Origin of the sequence: Rhodosalinus sp. FB01 (assembly GCF_041365715.1) — a bacterium.
Classification (GTDB): Bacteria; Pseudomonadota; Alphaproteobacteria; order Rhodobacterales; family Rhodobacteraceae; genus Rhodosalinus.
In genome coordinates, this window is the sequence record NZ_JBGFSH010000003.1 from 397177 (window position 1) to 415798 (window position 18622).

At 70.3% G+C, this 18622-nt stretch carries 23 protein-coding genes and 2 tRNA genes; 15 read left to right on the plus strand and 10 right to left on the minus strand.

Translation table 11 applies throughout. The features are described 5' to 3' along the window. The first annotated feature begins 38 nt into the window (after positions 1–38). From AB6A65_RS06605 to AB6A65_RS06635, 7 genes are all read left to right on the plus strand, one after another. Positions 39–959: a manganese-dependent inorganic pyrophosphatase gene (locus AB6A65_RS06605; RefSeq protein ID WP_371037568.1), complete on the plus strand. Its 921-nt coding sequence runs from the start codon at positions 39–41 to the stop codon at positions 957–959. 80 nt (positions 960–1039) lie between these two features. Continuing rightward, positions 1040–1912: a TIGR01459 family HAD-type hydrolase gene (locus AB6A65_RS06610; RefSeq protein WP_371037569.1), complete on the plus strand. Its 873-nt coding sequence runs from the start codon at positions 1040–1042 to the stop codon at positions 1910–1912. A 95-nt stretch (positions 1913–2007) separates the two neighbouring features. Further along, positions 2008–2451, plus strand: a complete 444-nt coding sequence (locus tag AB6A65_RS06615) for a MaoC family dehydratase (protein ID WP_371037570.1) — start codon at positions 2008–2010, stop codon at positions 2449–2451. Positions 2452–2511: 60 nt separating this feature from the next. Further along, positions 2512–3450 carry a bifunctional riboflavin kinase/FAD synthetase gene (locus AB6A65_RS06620; protein WP_371037571.1) on the plus strand — a complete coding sequence of 313 codons (939 nt, stop codon included), beginning with the start codon at positions 2512–2514 and terminating at the stop codon, positions 3448–3450. Further along, entirely contained in the window at positions 3447–3920 is a 474-nt protein-coding gene (locus AB6A65_RS06625; RefSeq protein WP_371037572.1) for a YcgN family cysteine cluster protein, read from the plus strand. The genes AB6A65_RS06620 and AB6A65_RS06625 overlap by 4 nt, the downstream gene beginning before the upstream one ends. Beyond that, positions 3920–4972 carry a low specificity L-threonine aldolase gene (locus tag AB6A65_RS06630; RefSeq protein ID WP_371037573.1) on the plus strand — a complete coding sequence of 351 codons (1053 nt, stop codon included), beginning with the start codon at positions 3920–3922 and terminating at the stop codon, positions 4970–4972. The genes AB6A65_RS06625 and AB6A65_RS06630 overlap by 1 nt, the downstream gene beginning before the upstream one ends. 43 nt (positions 4973–5015) lie before the next feature. Then, complete coding sequence (locus tag AB6A65_RS06635; protein ID WP_371037574.1) at positions 5016–5555, plus strand: GNAT family N-acetyltransferase; 540 nt, start codon at positions 5016–5018, stop codon at positions 5553–5555. Between the two features lie 31 nt (positions 5556–5586). Here AB6A65_RS06635 and AB6A65_RS06640 read toward each other — a convergent pair whose 3' ends face one another. The 3 genes from AB6A65_RS06640 to AB6A65_RS06650 all read right to left on the minus strand — a co-directional run bounded on the left by AB6A65_RS06640 (position 5587) and on the right by AB6A65_RS06650 (position 8289). Further along, positions 5587–6957, minus strand: coding sequence for a glutamate--cysteine ligase (locus tag AB6A65_RS06640; protein ID WP_371037575.1), 1371 nt, complete (start codon positions 6955–6957; stop codon positions 5587–5589). A 67-nt stretch (positions 6958–7024) separates the two neighbouring features. After that, entirely contained in the window at positions 7025–7549 is a 525-nt protein-coding gene (locus AB6A65_RS06645) for a hypothetical protein (protein ID WP_371037576.1), read from the minus strand. Further along, entirely contained in the window at positions 7546–8289 is a 744-nt protein-coding gene (locus AB6A65_RS06650) for a 16S rRNA (uracil(1498)-N(3))-methyltransferase (RefSeq protein ID WP_371037577.1), read from the minus strand. The genes AB6A65_RS06645 and AB6A65_RS06650 overlap by 4 nt, the downstream gene beginning before the upstream one ends. A gap of 11 nt (positions 8290–8300) precedes the next feature. On the opposite strand from AB6A65_RS06650, the gene ubiA reads away from it, so the two are divergent. From ubiA to AB6A65_RS06665, 3 genes are all read left to right on the plus strand, one after another. Then, complete coding sequence (ubiA, locus tag AB6A65_RS06655; protein ID WP_371037578.1) at positions 8301–9272, plus strand: 4-hydroxybenzoate octaprenyltransferase; 972 nt, start codon at positions 8301–8303, stop codon at positions 9270–9272. 61 nt (positions 9273–9333) lie between these two features. Next, a complete protein-coding gene (locus AB6A65_RS06660; RefSeq protein WP_371037579.1) occupies positions 9334–11238 on the plus strand; it encodes an OmpA family protein in 1905 nt (634 codons plus the stop codon). After that, positions 11235–11561 carry a hypothetical protein gene (locus tag AB6A65_RS06665; protein ID WP_371037580.1) on the plus strand — a complete coding sequence of 109 codons (327 nt, stop codon included), beginning with the start codon at positions 11235–11237 and terminating at the stop codon, positions 11559–11561. The genes AB6A65_RS06660 and AB6A65_RS06665 overlap by 4 nt, the downstream gene beginning before the upstream one ends. Positions 11562–11583: 22 nt before the next feature. Here the strand turns inward: AB6A65_RS06665 and AB6A65_RS06670 are convergent, their stop codons facing one another. The 3 genes from AB6A65_RS06670 to pgsA are packed head-to-tail and all read right to left on the minus strand — an operon-like array spanning position 11584 to position 12944. Further along, entirely contained in the window at positions 11584–12027 is a 444-nt protein-coding gene (locus AB6A65_RS06670) for a molybdenum cofactor biosynthesis protein MoaE (protein ID WP_371037581.1), read from the minus strand. A 5-nt stretch (positions 12028–12032) separates the two neighbouring features. After that, positions 12033–12278 carry a molybdopterin converting factor subunit 1 gene (gene moaD / locus AB6A65_RS06675; protein WP_371037582.1) on the minus strand — a complete coding sequence of 82 codons (246 nt, stop codon included), beginning with the start codon at positions 12276–12278 and terminating at the stop codon, positions 12033–12035. A 6-nt stretch (positions 12279–12284) separates the two neighbouring features. Further along, positions 12285–12944 carry a CDP-diacylglycerol--glycerol-3-phosphate 3-phosphatidyltransferase gene (pgsA, locus tag AB6A65_RS06680; protein WP_371037583.1) on the minus strand — a complete coding sequence of 220 codons (660 nt, stop codon included), beginning with the start codon at positions 12942–12944 and terminating at the stop codon, positions 12285–12287. 101 nt (positions 12945–13045) lie between these two features. Here pgsA and AB6A65_RS06685 point away from each other — a divergent pair. Continuing rightward, a tRNA-Met gene (locus AB6A65_RS06685) sits at positions 13046–13122 on the plus strand. Positions 13123–13492: 370 nt separating this feature from the next. Beyond that, positions 13493–13813, plus strand: a complete 321-nt coding sequence (locus AB6A65_RS06690; protein ID WP_371037651.1) for a transposase — start codon at positions 13493–13495, stop codon at positions 13811–13813. Here the strand turns inward: AB6A65_RS06690 and AB6A65_RS06695 are convergent. From AB6A65_RS06695 to AB6A65_RS06710, 4 genes are all read right to left on the minus strand, one after another. After that, a tRNA-Arg gene (locus tag AB6A65_RS06695) sits at positions 13776–13852 on the minus strand. The genes AB6A65_RS06690 and AB6A65_RS06695 overlap by 38 nt on opposite strands. 53 nt (positions 13853–13905) lie before the next feature. Continuing rightward, the gene (locus AB6A65_RS06700) at positions 13906–15291 is read right to left on the minus strand and encodes a sensor histidine kinase (protein ID WP_371037584.1); all 1386 of its coding nucleotides are present in this window, start codon (positions 15289–15291) and stop codon (positions 13906–13908) included. A gap of 20 nt (positions 15292–15311) precedes the next feature. Next, a complete protein-coding gene (locus tag AB6A65_RS06705; RefSeq protein WP_371037585.1) occupies positions 15312–16730 on the minus strand; it encodes an NAD(P)/FAD-dependent oxidoreductase in 1419 nt (472 codons plus the stop codon). A 3-nt stretch (positions 16731–16733) separates the two neighbouring features. Beyond that, positions 16734–17459 (minus strand): TVP38/TMEM64 family protein, encoded by a 726-nt coding sequence (locus tag AB6A65_RS06710; protein ID WP_371037586.1) that lies wholly within the window; start codon positions 17457–17459, stop codon positions 16734–16736. A gap of 296 nt (positions 17460–17755) precedes the next feature. On the opposite strand from AB6A65_RS06710, the gene rpmH reads away from it, so the two are divergent. The 3 genes from rpmH to yidD are packed head-to-tail and all read left to right on the plus strand — an operon-like array spanning position 17756 to position 18551. Then, positions 17756–17890, plus strand: coding sequence for a 50S ribosomal protein L34 (rpmH, locus tag AB6A65_RS06715; protein ID WP_371037587.1), 135 nt, complete (start codon positions 17756–17758; stop codon positions 17888–17890). 20 nt (positions 17891–17910) lie between these two features. After that, positions 17911–18321 carry a ribonuclease P protein component gene (gene rnpA, locus AB6A65_RS06720; RefSeq protein WP_371037588.1) on the plus strand — a complete coding sequence of 137 codons (411 nt, stop codon included), beginning with the start codon at positions 17911–17913 and terminating at the stop codon, positions 18319–18321. Beyond that, positions 18318–18551 (plus strand): membrane protein insertion efficiency factor YidD, encoded by a 234-nt coding sequence (gene yidD / locus AB6A65_RS06725; RefSeq protein ID WP_371037589.1) that lies wholly within the window; start codon positions 18318–18320, stop codon positions 18549–18551. Before rnpA ends, yidD begins: the two co-directional genes overlap by 4 nt. Positions 18552–18622: the final 71 nt, after the last annotated feature.

The following is an 18622-nucleotide window of genomic DNA, read 5'->3' on the forward strand; positions in this document are numbered from 1 at the left end:
GCGCGCGAGATTCCAGACCAGGGACAGGACCGCTTTCGATGACGATTCAGGTTTTCGGCCACAAGGCCCCCGACACCGATTCCACCGGCTCTCCGATCGTCTGGGCCTGGTACCTCAACGAGGTGAAGGGCGAGCCCGCCGAGGCGGTGCTTCTGGGCGAGCCCAATACCGAAGCCGCCTTCATGCTCGACCGGTGGGGCCTGGCGAAGCCGCGCATCGCCGAGGGCTTCGAGGACGGCGCGCCGGTTGTGATCCTCGACACCAACAATCCGTCCGAACTGCCCGAGAACGTGAATGCGCTCGACATCAAGGCGATCATCGACCACCACCGGCTGACCGGTGGCATCGAGACGAAGGCGCCGATCGAGTTGACCGTGCGGCCGCTCGCCTGCACCGCGACGCTGCTTCACGATCTCATGGGCGCGGATGCCGGGAAGATGCCCGAGGCGATGAAGGGCGCGATGCTGTCCTGCATCCTTTCCGACACGCTCGAGTTCCGCAGCCCCACCACGACCGGGCATGACCGGGCGCTGGCGGAGACGCTCGCCGCGGATCTCGGGATCTCGATTTCCGACTACGCCGCGGAGATGTTCGCGGCTAAGTCCGACGTCTCGGCCTTTTCCGAGGCCGAGCTTCTGCGGATGGACAGCAAGCAGTACGAGGTCGGCGGCACGTCATTCCGCGTCGGCGTGCTCGAGACCACGAGCCCCGACGCCGTGCTGGGACGCAAGGACGCGCTGATGGCCGCCATGCCCGAGGTCGCGCAGGAGGACGGCGTGGATGAGGTGCTGCTTTTCGTCGTGGACATCCTGCGGGAAGAGGCCACGCTGCTGGTGCCGAACGACCTGGTGAAGCGCGTGGCCGAGAAGAGTTTCGGCGCGACCGTCGAGGGCGATACCGTCGTCCTGCCCGGGATCGTGAGCCGCAAGAAGCAGATCATTCCCAACCTGACCGTCTGAGCCCCCGACGGGGCGCAACCGGCGCATCGGGGCGCCCGCGCGGCGCCTCTTTCCCGCTGGAACGAAGGACATCCGACACCATGACGGAACTCATCGATTCGCTCGACCAGGTGGCCGGGCGCTACCGCGCGGCCTTCGTGGACCTTTGGGGCTGCGTCCATGACGGCGTGCGCGCGCTGCCGGAGGCTGTGGTCGCGCTGCGCCGCTTCCGCGACGCCGGGGGCATCGTCGTGCTGGTGACGAATTCGCCCAAGCCCCGGCGCGGGGTGGAATCCCAGCTCGAACGCTTCGGCGTGCCGGACGACGCGTGGGACACGATTGCCACCTCGGGCGACAGCGCGCGCGCAGCGATGTTCCGTGGCGCGGTGGGCGAGAAGGTGTTCTTCATGGGAGAGGACCGCGATCTCGGCTTCTTCGAGCCGCTCGCCCTGATCGAGGCGCCGGCGCAGATCGAACGGGTGGAGCTTAAGAGCGCCGAGGGCATCGTCTGCACCGGGCCGTTCGACCCGATGGCCGATCCCGAGGCCCTGCGCCCGGAGTTGCTTTACGCCAAGCAGAAGGGGCTGAAGTTTCTTTGCGCCAATCCCGACATCGTGGTGGACCGCGGCGATCGGCGCGAGTGGTGCGCCGGCGCGGTGGCAGCGCTCTACACGGCGATGGGCGGTGAAAGCCTCTATTTCGGCAAGCCGCACCCGCCGATCTACGACCTTGCGCGCCGGCGTCTCGCCGCGCTCGGGCAGGATGTCGACCGCGGCGAGATCCTGGCCATCGGCGACGGGGCGCAGACCGACATCCGCGGCGCCATGGGCGAGGATATCGATTCGCTCTTCATCTCGGGCGGCCTCGCCCAGAGCGAGACGCGCACGGAGCGTCAGCCCGATCCCGACGCGCTCGGGGCGTATCTGAGGCGGGAGCAGGTGTCGCCCACATACGCGATCGGACGGCTCCGCTGAAAATCGAGGCTTGCGTTTCTGCGCGCGCAAAGCAATAAAGTTGCGAACTCGGGCATCACGAAGTCCGATTGTTGCTCTTGCGTTGGGAGGGTCGGATGTTGGACAACATGCCGCGCGGCACGATCTGCATCGAGGACATCGAGATGGGCATGACCCGTCACCTGCGGAAGGTGGTGACGGACGCCGACATCGAGATGTTCGCCGAGGTCTCGACGGACCGGAACCCGGTGCACCTCGACGACGCCTACGCGCAGGACACCATCTTCGAGGGTCGCATCGCCCATGGGATGCTGACCGCGGGGCTCATCTCGGCGGTGATCGGCGAGCAGCTTCCAGGCCACGGCACGGTGTATCTGGGCCAGACGCTCAAGTTTCTCGCCCCCGTGCGCCCCGGCGACATGGTGGAGGCCGAGGTGGAGGTGGTCGCGATCGACCACGCCAAGCGGCGGGTGCAGCTCGATTGCCGCTGCCGCGTGGACGGCAAGAAGGTTCTCATCGGCGAGGCCACGGTGCTCGCGCCCTCGCGCAAGTTCGACTGACCGGCAGGCGATCCGCGGGCGCGCTTGCGCCCGGCCCCGCCCGGCGCTAGGGGAGCGCGCATGCGGATCGTGCGCGACTACCAGTTCACCAGCCCGGAGGATCGCGGCGCGGCCGTGGCGATCGGGAACTTCGATGGCGTGCATCTCGGCCACCTTTCCGTGCTCGACCTGACGCGGGCGCGGGCGGCCGACCATGGCGCGCCCCTGGGCGTTCTGACCTTCGAGCCGCATCCGCGGGAGTATTTCGCCCCCGACGCGCCCCCGTTCCGCCTGACCGGACCGGAGGCGCGCGCCTCGCGCCTGGAGAAGCTGGGGGTGGAGATCCTCTACGAACTCAATTTCAACGCGAGTCTCGCCGCGCTCTCGCCCGAGGCGTTCGCCCGCGAGGTCATCCGGGACGGGCTTGCGCTCGCCCATGTGGTGGTCGGGCAGGATTTCTGTTTCGGCAAGGGGCGCGCGGGAAGCGTGACCGAGCTGCAGCGCTTCGGAAGCGAGATGGGCTTCGGCGTCACCGTGGCGCCGATGCATCTCGAGGGCGCGACGCGGGTATCCTCCACCGCCATCCGCGCGGCGCTTTCCGAGGGCCGGCCCCGCGACGCGGCGAAACTGCTCGGCCACTGGCACCGGATCGAAGGGCCCGTGGTGGGCGGAGAGCAGCGCGGGCGGCTTCTGGGCTATCCGACCGCGAACATGTCCATCGAGGGGCTGCACCCGCCCCGGTTCGGGGTCTACGCGGTACTCGTGGACGTGGCCGAGGGGCCCCATGCCGGTCACTACATGGGGGCCGCGTCCCTCGGCGTGCGGCCGCAGTTCGGCGTCAACACGCCCAATCTCGAAACCTATCTTCTCGACTTCGCAGGCGATCTCTACGGGACGCACATGTCCGTGGCCCTGGTGGAGTTCCTGCGCCCCGAGGCCGCCTTCGAAAGCGTCGAGGCACTCGTCGCGCAGATGCAGACGGACGTCGCGCGCGCCCGCGCCGTGCTGGAGGCGCCATGAGCGACGATCCGATCGACCGTTCGGGCCTCGCGCCCCGTTTCTGGGAGCGAAAGCGCCTCGACCGGATGACCCGCGCCGAGTGGGAGGCGCTTTGCGACGGATGCGGCAAGTGCTGCCTCAACAAGCTCGAGGACGCGGATACGGGCGAGGTCTGGCTGACCCGCGTGGCCTGCCGGCTCTTCGACGACGGAAGCTGCCGCTGCACGCAGTATCCGATCCGTCACCGCTTCGTGCCCGACTGCATCGTTCTCACGCCCGACACGCTCGACGATCACATGCACTGGCTGCCGCAGACCTGCGCCTACAGGCTGCTGCACGAGGGCCGCCCGCTCTACCACTGGCATCCGCTCATCTCGGGCGATCCCGAAAGCGTCCACCGCGCCGGCGTCTCGGCGCACGGCATGACGGTGCCCGAGTTCGAGGTGGACGAGGACGATTGGGAAGATTTCATCATCGAGGAGCCCGTCTGATGCATCTCGCCTCCGACAACGCAGGCCCGGCCCACCCTCAGGTGATCGAGGGGCTGTCGCGCGTGAACACCGGCTATGCCATGCCCTATGGCGCCGATGCGGACATGGCCGCGGTCACGGCGCGGCTGCGCGACATCTTCGAGGCGCCGGAGGCCGCGATCTATCTCGTGGCCACGGGCACCGCGGCGAATTCGCTTGCGCTCGCGACGCTGGGCGCACCGTGGCAGACCGTTTTCTGCTCGCCGGTCGCGCACATCCACGAGGACGAGTGCAACGCGCCGGAATTCTACTCCGGCGGCGCGAAGCTCACGCTGGTGGGCGACGACGACCGGATGACACCCGAAACGCTCCACCGCGCGATCGAGCGCGAGGAAAGCCGCGGCGTGCACGGGCCGCAGCGCGGGCCGGTCTCTCTCACGCAGGCGACCGAGCGCGGCGGCGTCTACACGCTCGAGGAAATCCGGGCGCTCGGCGAGGTGGCGAAGGGCTTCGGCCTGCCGCTGCACATGGACGGGGCGCGCTTCGCCAACGCGCTGGTGGCGCTCGACGCCACGCCCGCCGAGATGACCTGGAAGGCCGGCGTGGACGCGGTGAGCTTCGGGGCCACCAAGAACGGCTGCCTCGGCGTCGAGGCGGTGATCCTCTTCGACCCGGCGACGGCGTGGGAATTCGAATTGCGCCGCAAGCGGGGGGCGCATCTCTTCTCCAAGCACCGCTACCTCTCGGCGCAGATGGCGGCCTATCTCGAGGGCGATCTCTGGCTCGAGAGCGCGCGGCGCGCCAACGCCGCCTGCGCACGCCTCGCCGCCGGGCTGCGCGCGGTGCCCGGCGTGCGCTTCCTCTGTGAGCCCGCGGCCAACATGCTCTTCGCGGAGATGCCGCGGGCCACCCATCTTCGTCTGCACGAGGCCGGCGCGCAGTATTACCTCTGGGAGGGATCGCTCGACGGCGCGGACCCCGACGAGCCCCTCACCGCGCGGATGGTCTGCGACTGGTCGATCACGGACGCGGACATCGACCGCTTCGTGGCGATCGCGCAGGGCCGGGCCTGAAGGGCCGCGCTAACGAAAGCCGACAGGCGCGAAGGAGAGGGGCATGGAATTTTCCGCCGACAGCAGGGACCGGGCGGAGGAGATCATCGCCCTTTTCGAGTCAACCTTCGGCGCCTCCGAGGGCGCCGAGGAAGGACGGCTCATCGGGACGCTCGTGAAGAACCTCCTGGAGACGACGAAGGACGAAGACCTCGCCGTCTTCACGGCGCGGGAGGGTGGTGTGCTGGCCGGGGCCATCATCTTCTCGCGGCTCGCCTATGACGAGGACGCGCGCATCGTCTTCCTTCTGGCGCCCGTCGCGGTGGAAACCACCCGGCAGGGCCAGGGGATCGGGCAGGCGCTTCTGAACCATGGCCTGGCCGCGATGCGGGACCGGGGGGCCGACGTGGCGATCACCTACGGCGACCCGGCCTATTACGGCAAGGTCGGATTCGCCCCGATCGGAGAGGACACGGCAGCGCCGCCGCACCCGCTGCAGCAGCCCGAGGGGTGGCTGGCGCAAAACCTCACGACCCGGCCCCTCGATCCGCTGAAGGGCCGCGCGCGCTGCGTGCCCGCTTTCGACGATCCTGCTTACTGGTAGCGCGGCCCCGCCGGCGCGGGCATCCTGCCCTTCAGTAGGAGTATTCGGCGTAGATGTGGCTGAGATCGCCCTGCCAGTCGCCGTGGTAACGCTCCAGAAGCTCGTCGGCCGGGATCTTCCCGCTCTCCACGCTCTCTCTCAGCGCGTTGAGGAAATGCGTCTCGTCCGGCAGCAGCCCGCCCGCGCCCTCGCGCGCCCGGGCGCGCAGCCCGGCCTCCGCGATGTCCAGCACCTCGCGCGCGAGATCGTGCATGTAAAGGTCGCCCACCCGCGCCTTCAGGCCCTGATCGGCCGCGGCGATGCGAAGCGCCTCGCGCTCCGCCGCGCTCCAGCCCTTCACGAGATCCCAGGCCGCGTCGAGCGCGCCCTGGTCGTAGGTCAGCCCCACCCAGAGCGCCGGCAGCGCGCAGAGCCGCCGCCAGGGCCCGCCATCGGCCCCGCGCATCTCGATGTATTTCTTGATCCGCGCCTCGGGGAAGATCGTGGTAAGGTGGTCGGCCCAGTCCGACAGCGTCGGCGTTTCGCCCGGCAGCGCGGGCAGCCGGCCCTTCAGGAAGTCGCGGAAGGACTGGCCGAGCGCGTCGATGTAGCGCCCGTCGCGGTAGACGAAGTACATCGGCACGTCGAGCGCGTAGTCGACCCAGCGCTCGAAGCCGAAACCGTCCTCGAAGACGAAGGGCAGCATGCCGGTGCGCGCGTCGTCGAGGTCGCGCCAGACCCGGCTCCGCCAGGACTTGTAGCCTGTGGGACGGTTCTCGAAGAAGGGGGAGTTGGCGAAGAGCGCCGTGGCGACGGGCTGGAGCGCCAGCGCCACGCGAAGCTTCTGCACCATGTCGGCCTCGGAGGCGAAGTCGAGGTTCACCTGCACCGTGCAGGTGCGGTACATCATCGACTTTCCCATCGTGCCGACCCGGTCCATGTAGTCGGTCATCAGCCGGTAGCGCCCCTTGGGCATCATCGGCATGTCCTCGTGGCGCCAGACCGGCGCGGCGCCGAGCCCGATGAAGCCCACGCCGAGCGCGTCGGCGATGTCCTTCACGTCGGCGAGATGGGCGTTCACCTCGTCGCAGGTCTGGTGGATGTTCTCGAGCGGGGCGCCGGAAAGCTCGAGCTGGCCTCCGGGCTCCAGCGAGACGTTCGCGCCGTCCTTCTCGAGCCCGATGAGGTTGCCGCCTTCCTCGACGGGGCGCCAGCCGTGTCGGTCGCGCAGCCCCTCCAGCACCGCGCGCACGGAGCGTGCGCCCTCGTAGGGCAATGGCGCCAGCGTCTCGCGGACATAGCCGAACTTCTCGTGCTCGGTGCCGATGCGCCACGCCTCGGGCGGCTTGCAGCCGGCCTCGAGGTATTGCGCAAGCTGGTCCTGGTGCTCGATCGGCCCGCCGCCGGACTGGGGGATGGACATTGCGCTTTGCTCCGGTGGTCTAGGCTGGATCGGTGGGCGACAGGGATGGGCCGGAACGGCGCGGGTGTCAATGCAGCCGGGGCCGCCCGTCCGCGGCCGCGGGATGCTCCCAGACGACCACGGGATGCGCGGCGCCGCCCCCGCGCAGCGCGTCGACGAGGTGGCCGGTCCGGATCCCCGGAAGGGCGGCGAAGGCGTCGAAGAGCGCATCCGCCCCCGCCGCCGTCACCGGGATCGACAGCGGCGGCTGGCCGGGCTGCACGAGCACCCAGGACGGCGGATCTTCCGAAGGGTCGAGGCGCAGCTGGGAGAGCTCGGAAAGGGCCACCACGCCGCCCGAGACGGGCCCGAAATAGGCGATCCGGCCCTCGACGACCTCCACCACGCCCGGCCCGCCGCCGGGCCGCCGGAACCGCCCGCGCTGGATGCCCGCGAAGAGGAGCGCGAGCCCCGTCGCGACGGCCATCCACCCCAGCCAGGCGAGGAGGCCCAGGCCCGCGAGCGCCGCCCAGAGACCGAGCGCCGCCAGCGCCGCGCCGGCAAGCGCCTCCCGCCACCGCCCCAGCGCGTCGGCGACCTCCGGCCGGATCACCGCCAGTCCCCCAGCGCGATCTGCCAGAGGGTGAGCGCGGCCACGGCCGCGGTGTCGGCGCGCAGGATCCGCGGCCCGAGGCTCACCGTCACCGCGAAGGGCAGCCCGGCGAGACGGGCGCGCTCGGCCTCCGAGAAGCCGCCTTCGGGGCCCACCAGCACGGCCCAGGGGTCGGGCGCCTCGACCGCGCGCCTGCCGAGAAACGCGTCGAGGCTCTCCCCCTCTCCCGCGCGCGCTTCGTCGCAGACGAGAAGGCGCCGGCCCTCCGGCCAGCCCCGAAGGATCTGCGACAGTGGTGCGAGGTCCGCAACCTCGGGCACGAAGGTGCCGCCGCACTGTTCCGCCGCCTCCACGGCATGGGCCTGAAGGCGGTCTCGGCGCAGCCGCTCGGCATTGGTGTGGTCGGTCTGGACGGGCAGGATCCGCGCCGCGCCCATCTCGGCGGCCTTCTCGACGATGAAGTCGGTGCGCGCCTTCTTGATCGGCGCGAAAAGCAGCCAGAGATCGGGCGGGTCGCGCTGCTGCGCGGTCTGCCCGGTGCATTGCAGTGTGCCGCCCCGCTTGGCCGCCCCGGTCACGCGCGCCGCCCATTCGCCGTCGCGCCCGTTGAAGATCCGAAGCTCCGCCCCCTCGCCCAGCCGCATGACATTGAAGAGGTAATGCGCCTGGGCGCGTTCCAGAGGAACGGTTTGCCCCGCCCCCAGCGGGTGCTCTACATAGAGCCGGACAACGGATGCCATGAGGCCCTTCTATGCCTGCCAACGGCGAGACGCCAGAGCGCGCCGAGACCGGCCCCGTCGCCGACGCGGTGACGGGCAACTGGGTGGACCGCCTCGCGCCGCCCGCGGCGCGGCCCTACCTGCGCCTGTCGCGCGCCGACCGCCCGATCGGCACCTGGCTGCTGCTGCTGCCGTGCTGGTGGGGGCTGACGCTGGCGATGCTGTCCACCGGCCAGGCGCGCTGGCAGGATCTGTGGATCTTCGCGGGCTGCGGCATCGGCGCCTGGCTCATGCGGGGGGCGGGCTGCACCTGGAACGACATCACCGACCGCGACATCGACGGCAGCGTGGCGCGCACCGCGCTCCGGCCGATCCCGTCGGGCCAGGTCACGCTGGGCCAGGCCGTGGCGTGGATGTGCGCGCAGGCCATCCTCGCCTTCCTGATCCTCGCCACCTTTCCGCCCGCAGCGATCGCGCTGGGCATTCTCGCGCTGCTGCCGGTGGCGATCTACCCGTTCGCCAAGCGCTTCACCTGGTGGCCGCAGATCTTCCTCGGCTTCGCGTTCAACTGGGGCGCGCTGCTGGCCTGGACGGCGCACACCGGGGCGCTCCAGTGGCCGGCGCTGGCGCTTTACGCATCGGGCATGGCCTGGACACTTTTCTACGACACGATCTACGCCCACCAGGACAAGGAGGACGACGCGCTCATCGGCGTGAAGTCCACCGCGCGGCTTTTCGGCGGCGAAACGCCGCGCTGGCTGCGCCGCTTCCTTGTGGCGAGCGTCGTCCTCATGGGGCTCGCGATCCTGGGCGCCGCGCCCTCGGGCGAGATCCTCGCCCTCGTGATCGCGATCGGCGGGCCGTGGGCGATGGGCTGGCACATGGCGTGGCAGCTTCGCCGGCTCGACCTGGGCGACAACGACCGGCTGCTGGCGCTTTTCCGCTCGAACCGCGATGCCGGGCTGCTGCCTGTGCTGTTTTTCGCCGCCGCGCTTCTGGCCTGATTGAATCCGCCCCCGGCAGCGCGTATCACCGTGCGGTCCGAAGCCACCCGGCACAGGCTCGATGCGACTTAAACCCCTCGCCCTTCCCGTTCTCGCCTTCACCGTCGCCGGCCTGCTGGCGGCGCTCGCCGCGGTGTTTTCGGTGGATATCATCGAGAAGGGCTCGGAAGAGGGGGTGCGCACCGAGCTCACGCGCGCCGGGCTGCACTGGGCGGAGGTGGATGCCAACGGCCTTCAGCTTTACCTGATCGGCACCGCCCCGAACGAGGCGGAGCGGTTCCGGGCGCTGTCCACCGCCGGACGCGTGGTGGACGCGGCGCGGGTGATAGACAACGTGAACGTGGCCGAAGCCTCGCGGCCGGCGCCCCCGCGCTTTTCCATCGAGATCCTGCGCAACGAGGACGGCGTCTCGGTGATCGGCCTGGTGCCGGCGGCGACGGATCGCGAGGGCATGGTGGCGCGGCTGGAAGGGAGCGTGGCGGGGGGCAGCGTCTCGGATCTGATGGAGGTGGCCGACTACCCCACGCCCGAGGGCTGGGACGACGCGCTCGACTTCGGCCTGTCCACGCTCAAGCGTCTTCCCCGCGCGAAGATCTCGATAGAGGCGGGCGCCGTGGCCATCACCGCGATGAGCGACAGTGCGGCCGAGAAACGCAGCCTCGAGGCCGAGTTCGCCCGCCAGGTCCCCGATACGCTGCGCCTCGCGCTCGACATCTCGGCGCCGCGGCCGGTGATCAGCCCCTTCACGCTGCGCTTCGTCCTCCACGAGGGCGGCGCGCGCTTCGATGCCTGCTCCGCCTCGACCGAGGAGGGGCGCGCGCGGATCCTGGCCGCCGCCGCCGCCGCCGGCATGGACGGAAAGGGGGACTGCCGCATCGGGCTTGGCGTGCCCTCCAGCGCCTGGCCCGAGGCGGCGGAGCGCGCCATTGCCGCGCTCGCCGAACTGGACGGCGGCTCGGTGACGATCACCGATGCCGACGTGGCGCTCGTCGCGGCGGAGGGCACGGATCCCGCCCTCTTCGAGCGCGTGTCCGGTGAGCTGGGCGCCGATCTGCCCGACATCTTCGCGCTCGACGCGGTTCTGCCCGAGGTTCCCGACGAGACCGACACCGGCCCGCGCGAATTCATCGCCACGCTGAGCCCGGAAGGCTCGGTGCAGCTGCGCGGGCGCATTTCGAGCGAGACGAATCGCACGATCGCCGACAGTTTCGCGCGCGCGGGGTTCGGCAGCGCGGCCGTCTACACCGCCGCGGTGGTGGACGACAGCCTGCCCGCCGAATGGCAGGTGCGGGTGCTGGCCGGGCTCGAGGCGCTCGCCCGGCTCGCCAACGGCGCGGTGACGATCCGCCCCGATTCGATCCGCGTCCGCGGCGAGACCGGAAAGGCCGAGGCCAGCGCCGAGATCGCCTCCCTTCTTTCCGAGAAGCTGGGGGCGTCGTCGGAATTCTCCATCGAGGTGGCCTACCGCGAAGCGCTCGATCCCGAGGCGGCGCTGCCGACCCCGGCGGAATGCGTGGCGATGATCGACGAGATCACCGAGGGCCGGAAGATCAACTTCGAGCCGGGCTCGGCCACGCTCGACTCCGCGGCGCGGCTCATCCTCGACGACATCGCCGAAGTGCTGCGGGACTGCGGCCCCTTGCCGCTGGAGATCGCGGGCCACACCGACAGCCAGGGGCGCGAGTCCATGAACCTCGATCTGAGCCAGCAGCGCGCCGAGGCGGTCCTGGCCGAGCTTCGCGACCGCCGGGTTCTGACGTCGTCCTTCGTGCCCCGCGGCTACGGCGAGAGCGACCCGATCGCCGACAACGGAACCGAGGCGGGCCGGGAGACCAACCGGCGAATCGAGTTCAGCCTGCTTCCCGCCGACCCCGTATCCGAGGTAGAGGCCGTGCTGGAGCGCCTTGCCGCGGACGACGACCGGCAAGACGCCGATGCAGAGCCCGCGGCCGGAGAAAGCCAATGACCCGCACGGAATTCGTGATCGTCACCGCGATCATCCTGTTCGTCGCCTTCGCGGTGGGCTGGTTCGCGCATTGGCTGGTGCACCGCTTCACGCGGGTCTCCCGCGCCGACATGGGCGAGCTGGAGCGCATGGCGCAGGAACTGCACGCCGCCGAGGAAACGCGCGATCAGGCGATCACCTATCTTCAGCAGCGCGAGGCCGAGCTCACCAACCAGCTTTCGCAGACAGAGGCGGAACTGCGCGCCGCCATGGACGGCCTGCGGGATGCGCGGCACGAGGCCGAGGAGCTGCGCAACCGGCTCGAGCGGATGGAAGCGGGCTGATCCAAGGCCGGGCGCGCGCGCCTCACCAGCGCGAGAGCGCGGCCTCGTCCTCCTCCCGCGCCGCGACCCAGTCCGCGCCTCGCGCGGTGATCTCGCGCTTCCAGAAGGGCGCGCGCGATTTCAGGTAATCCATCAGGAATTCCGCCGCCGCGAAGGCGTCCGCCCGGTGCGGCGCGGCGGTGGCCACCATCATGATCGTCTCGCCCGGCGCGAGCCGGCCGTGACGGTGGATCACGAGAACGTCCCCGAGGCTCCAGCGGGCCAGCGCCTCTTCCGCGATCGTCGCGAGCGCCTTCTCCGTCATGCCGGGGTAATGCTCGATCTCCATCGCCTTCAGGTCGCCCGCCTCCGTGTCGCGGACGATCCCGGCGAAGGTGACGACCGCGCCCTGCCCGTGCTGCGCGCCGGAGAAGGCGCCGGCCTCTGCGCCGAAATCGAAGGGGCCGTCCTGCACGATCACGCGCATGGCGTTCAGCCCCCGGTCATCGGCGGGAAGAACGCGACCTCGCGGACGCCGGCGAGCGGCGCGTCGAAATCGGCGAGTTCCTGGTCCACGGCGACACGCAGCGCCGAGGTGTCGGCGAAGGCGGCGGCGTAACGCTCTTCGCGCGCGCGCACCTCGTCTACAAGGTCGGCCACCGTCGCGGCCTCGGTCTGCAGGGTCTCTCGCGGCAGCCCGATGCGCTCGCGGACCCAGGCGAAATAGAGAACATCCATGGCGGTTCAGTCCTTCAGATACGGCACGGCCTTGCGGAAATACTCCCAGCCGGTCCAGAGCGTCAGCACCGCCGACAGCCACAGCAGCGCGACGCCCCCCTGTCCGGTCCAGAGTGCGCCGGCGAGGAGGGCGCGCAGGCCGTGCAGATCCTGCTCGCGCCCATCCAATATATCCTCCACCAGGGTCCGATCCATCCCCATGGCGATCATGCCGACGTGATGCTCGAAGATCCCGTGGGCGAACAGCACGGCCACGGCCACCATCTGCAACGTCGTCTTCCACTTCGCCAGCCGGGTGACCTGCAGACTGCCCACCGCCGGGCCGAGATACTCCCGCAGGCCCGAGACGAAGACCTCGCGGAAAAGGATGAGCGCCGCGGGCAGCACGATCCAGGCGGAGTAGGACGAGAAGGTCACGAGCACCAGAAGCGCCACCGCGACCATCGCCTTGTCCGCGATGGGATCGAGCATGGCGCCCATGCGGGAGACCTGCCCCCAGGCGCGGGCCAGCCGCCCGTCCACCCAATCGGTCGCGGCGGCGCCGAGGAAAAGCACGAGCGCTGCCCAGTCCGCCAGCGGATGCGGCAACAGCAGGTAGAGCGCAGCCAACCCCGGCGCCGCGACGAGCCGGAACACGGTCAGTATGTTGGGCAGTGTCCAGCGCATGCCCGCCCTTTAGCGCGGTTGCGCGGCGCGTGGAACCCGCGCCTGCGTCCTCGTTTTCACTTGACGCCCCCCGCCCGCTCGCCTAGTCACCACGTCGCCGTGGCGGAGTAGCTCAGTCGGTTAGAGCAGCGGAATCATAATCCGCGTGTCGGGGGTTCAAGTCCCTCCTCCGCTACCAAATTTTCCGTAGTTGCCCAAGCTTTCTGGAATCTTCTGAGCTCCGTCGGTGGAACCGGCAGTGCCTGGGGGCATGACGGAGGCCGTGTCGCCTTGACCTCGACTTCGCCCGTTGCCCATCCCGGCAGGCGGACTTCGACAACGCCGCCATGCCGCTGTGGCGGATTTGTCATTCAGCGGCGGACTGGGCTTCATCCTGTGACTGCATATGTCAGCCGGGCTGGCTGAGCAGATCCATTCCGCAGGGCCACGAGACCAGAACTGGCCGGCCGGGCGTGAGCCGTCGATGCGACAGTAGTCCAATTAGAATGGTGAACGCGCTGACGCGGCGTGCGTCCCTGACGAACCGGTTCGATCCGGACATCGTCCGGATGCCGCCACCGATCGGCAGGCGAGGCCGTCCGCCGCGACAAGGCGACACCGCGATCCGGACCCGCCTGACGACGAAGACGCTGTTCGGCATGTCGGCGCGGCGAACGACGGGCTTCGCCACAAGCCTGTCGCGGCCGGTCGGCCCCGACTGGGGAGTGCCCGACAGCAGCATGCCGAGCCGCCGCCATAAGCCGCTGGCCGTCACCATTTGCTGGGGGACTCGCAGGAGGGCGCCGAGACTGCGGGCCAACACCATCGGCACAACATGCAGGCAAAGGCTAATGGCGCACCGGGGAGGATTCGAACCCCCGACCCCCTGATTCGTAGTCAGGTACTCTATCCAGCTGAGCTACCGGTGCACGGGTGGCGGGGATAACGGGAGGTGCCCGGGGGTGCAAGCGGAAAATCCCGTTCAGCCCCAATCGCCGGTGGGCAGCCGGATGGTGAACCGGGTGCCCTCCGGTCCTGTGCGCGTCAGTTCCAGCGTTCCGCCATGTCCGCGCATCAGTTCCGCCGCGATCGCGAGGCCGAGGCCCGATCCGCCCTTCCGCGCGCCGCCCTGGAAGGGGCTGAAGAGGTGCTCCTGCGCCTTGGGCGGCAGGCCGGGGCCGGTGTCGGTGACCGAAATGATCCAGCAATCGTCCTCTTCCCGCGCCGAGACGCAGATCTCTCCGGAACGTCCGGTCCCCGTGATCGCCTGACGCGCGTTGCGCACGAGGTTCGCGAGCGTGCGGTGAAGCTGCTCGGGATCTGCGCGCACGGCGAGCGTGGCCGGGATGTCCTCCGAGAAACTGACCTCCTGGCTGTCCTCCACCGCGAGGCGCTCGCTGTCGATCACGTCCGAGACGACCTCGGCCAGCGGCACGCGGGTCAGCGCGGGCGGCGGCTCCTCGGCCCGCCCGAAGGCAAGGACGCTTTCGGTAAGGGCCACCGCGCGGCGGATCGAATTCACCAGCTTCGGTGCCATGCGGCGCACCATCGGATCCTCGCTGCCCCCGATGCGGTCGGTGAAAAGCTGTGCGGAGGTCAGGATGTTGCGCAGGTCGTGGCTGATCTTGGCCACCGCCTCGCCGAGCCGCGCCAGGCGGGCCTTCTGGCGCAGTGCGTGGGTCAGCTCCGTCTGCATCCGTGCGAGCGCGTCCTCGGCCTCGCGCAGCTCGCGCACGCCGTTGCCGGGACGGATGATGCGGTTGGCGTCCTCCGGTGCCGCCGCGTAGCGGCGCATGTGCCCCACGAGACGCTCGATCGGCTTCACGAGGATCGCGCGGACGGCGAGGAACAGCAGCCCGGCGGTGACGAACGAGATCACCGCCGAGAGCAGGAGGATGCGCAGGCCGTAGTCGATCATCGCCGCGCGAAGCGGCGCGGTGAGCATGGTCACCTCGATCAGTTGCCCCGCCTCGCGCAGCGGCGCGCCGATCACCCGGATGACGCGTTCCTCCGGGTCCGCGAGCCGCGCCAGCGCGTCGCGGATCAGCACGAGGGGCGAGGGATCGCGCAGATCGTAGGTGGCCGCGACCGGCGCCGGGACCGGAGAGGAAAGCGCGAGCTGCCGCGCCTCGTCGCGGCGCAGGACCACGTTCAGCACCCCGGCATTCTCCAGCCGCTCGACCTCGAGCTCCGGGTCGATCATGTCGTCGGCCAGCAGTGCGAGCGATGCGATCTGCGCCCGCTCCAGCCGGGCGAGCAGGTAGTCCTCGCGGAAGCGCGCCACCGAGGGCACGAAGATCAGCACCTCCGCGATCATCACGAAGACGACGGTGAGGATCAGGAAGCGTCCCGAAAGCGAGCTGAGCATGGCCGTCCCGTCGAGGGGCGTCAGGGCAGGAAACGCTGCACCATGCCCACGACGCGTTTCAGCAGAGGATTATCAAAGAGCTTCGGAGAGAAATAGGCCCCGGCCGCGCGCTTCGAGATTTCCCCCACCGTCGGATAGGGCGAGACCATCGCGGTGACGGACTTCATCGACACCCCGTTCGCGAGGACGAGCGCCCAGAGATTGATGTGTTCGCCGGCCTGGTGTCCGGCGATGGTGACGCCGACGGGCTTGCCGCGCGCGACCATCACCTTGATGAATCCCTCGGGCTTGCGTTCGGCAAGAGCGCGGTCGTTGCCGGAATAGTCGAACCGCGCCACCTCAAGGCGCGCGCCATGCGCTTCGCGCGCTTCCGCCTCCGTAAGGCCGATCTGCGCAAGCTCGGGCGCGGTGTAGGTCACGCGGGGGATGTGGTCGGTGCGCGCGCGGGCCGGCAGCCCCAGAAGCGCCTGACGGATCACGATGCCGGCGTGGTAGCCCGCGAGATGGGTGAACTGCAGCCCGCCCGCCGCGTCGCCGATGGCGAAGACGCGGCGGTTCGTGGTGCGAAGCCGCCCGTCCACCCTGACCCCGGCGCGGGTGGTCTCGATCCCGGCCGCGCCCAGGTTCAACCGGTCGGTGTTGGCGCGCCGCCCCACGGCGACGAGAAGGTGGCTGCCTTCACAGACGCGTCCATCCTCTGCGACCACCTCGATGGCCCCGTCGCTGCCGCGCCCCTCCGCGGCCGGCGCGTTCTCCTCGATCGCGACGCCTTCCGCGCGCAGACGGTCGAGGATCAGCGCCGCGGCCTCGGGGTCTTCGCGGCCCAGCGCGCGGGCGCCCTCGAGCACCGTCACCCCGGATCCGAGGCGGCGGTGGGCCTGCGCCATCTCGATGCCGATCGGGCCGCCGCCGATGACGATGAGGTGCCGCGGACGCTCGCGCAGGTCCCACAGCGTCTCGTTGGTCAGATGGGGCACCTCCGCGAGGCCGGGGATCGGCGGGACGAACGGCGAGGACCCGGTGGCGAGAACGATACGCCGGGCGCGGATCACGTGCTCGCCCGCCTCCACCTCGCGGGGCGACCGGAAGCGCGCCCAGGCGCGGATCACGCGCACGCCCAGATCCTCGAACCGCGCCTGGCTGTCATGCGGCGCGATCCGCGCGATCACCTCCTGCACGCCCGCCATCGCCGCGGCGTAATCCGGATCCGCCGCGCCCGGCGTCACGCCCGGCGCGGCGGGATGGGCGATCGCGTGGGCCGCCTTGGCCGAGGCGATGAGCGACTTCGAAGGGACGCAGCCGTAGTTGAGGCAGTCGCCGCCCATCTCGCCGCCCTCGACCAGCGTGACGTCGGCCCCCATCTGGACGGCGCCCGCGGCCACCGAGAGCCCGCCAGAGCCCGCGCCGATGACGAGAAGATCGGTGCTGATCACGGCCATGACTCAGATCCCCTTCCGGCCGCGCACGGCCTTGAGCAGCATCGGCAGCGCCGAAAGCGCCGCGAGCCCGAGAATCGGCAAGAGCACCCGGGGCTCGAAGATGATGCCCAGATCGGGGCGCTCGCCCCGGGCGAAAACCTCGCCCAGCCCCGCGCCGACCGAAGTGTAGACCACCGCCCCCGGAATGATTCCCAGAAACGTGGTGATGACGAAGCGCCGGAGCGGCACGTCGAGGAAGGCGGGCACGATGTTGGCCAGGAAGAACGGCACCGCCGGCACGAGGCGGATGAGAAACAGCATCGACCACTGGTTCTCGTCCAGCCCGGCCTTGATGCGCCGCACCAGCCCCTCGGAGGCGTTGAGCCGCGCGGCGAAGCGTTCCCCCAGCCCCCAGCGCGCGGCGAGGAAGATCAGCGTGGCGCCGATGGTGGCGCCCAGCACGTTGAAGAGCGCCCCGGGGAAGGTCCCGTAAAGGAACCCGCCGGTCAGCGTGGCCACCGTCGCGCCCGGCAGCGAAAAGGCCACGATGGCGACGTAGGACAGCAGGAAAAGGCCCAGCACGGCCCAGTAATGACTGTCGCGATAGGCCAGAAGCGCCTCGCGGTGCCGGGCGAGCGCATCGAAGTCCAGGACGTCGCGGAACGCCACCGCGCCGATCACGGCCACGATGAGAATGGCGATGAGCGGAAGACGGCGGACGAGGCCGCCACGCTGGCTGGGTGTCGTCATTTCACTCACTCGGGCGGGCCTTTCGGGCAAGGGCGTGTCACCCGGCCAACATGAGGCACGGACGCGGCGCGCGACAGGGGCTTCACGCGCGCTTGAACCAAGGTGACGGCCAGGCCGCCACGCGGCCGGACCTGAAAAATGGCGGCGGCCGAAAGCCGCCGCGTGATACGCTGTTTGTTACAAGCCCCCCGGGCTTTGACGTTTGACAGGCCGGGCACGCGTCGGTAAAGGGCGGGCTTCGACATTCCATGCAGGCCCGGCGCGCGCCCCGCCTGCGCGAGGACGGAGAGAGCGCGATGAAACGCACGTATCAACCCTCGAACCTGGTCCGCAAGCGGCGCCACGGGTTCCGGTCGCGGATGGCCACGAAGGCCGGCCGCAAGATCGTCAATGCCCGGCGCGCACGCGGCCGGAAGAAGCTGACCGCCTGAACGGCGCGCCCGGGCGTGGCATGACCCCGCCGGAGGCCCCTCTGCACGGCCTGACGACCGACGCCGGAGGGGCGGCGGCCTTGTCCCCGCGTCTGGAAGGGCTGACGAAGCGCGCCCAGTTCCTGGCCTGCGCCAGGGCCCGACGTCAGGCCATGCCCGGCATGCTGGTCCAGGCCCGCGACCGGCACGACGGGCGGGACGCGATCGGTTGGGGCGTCACCTGCTCCAGGAAGATCGGCAACGCCGTCACCCGCAACCGCGCCAAGCGCCGGCTGCGCGCCGTGGCGCGCGAGGTGCTGGCCGACGAGGGCCGCCCCGGCTGGGATTACGTGCTCGTCGGTCGCCCCGATGTCACCGTCGCGCGCCCGTTCCCCGATCTCCTCGACGACCTGCGCTCCGCGCTGTCGCGGCTTCACGGGGGCCGCGGATGAGCCCGCTGGCGCGCATCGTCGCCCTGCCCGTCCGGGCCTATCGGCTGATCTTCTCGCCCTGGGTGGGCTTCAACTGCCGCTACCATCCGACCTGCTCGGCCTACGCGCTCGAGGCGCTCGAGCGGCACGGGGCGTTTCGGGGCACATGGCTCGCCGCACGGCGGATCGGGCGCTGCCACCCCTGGGGCGGACAGGGCGTGGACCCGGTCCCCGACCCCAAGGAGCGCTGAGGCCCGAAGCGGATACCGGCTCGCGGCGGCCCCGACGGCGGGCACGCGCCACGACACCGCGAATTTGCCGA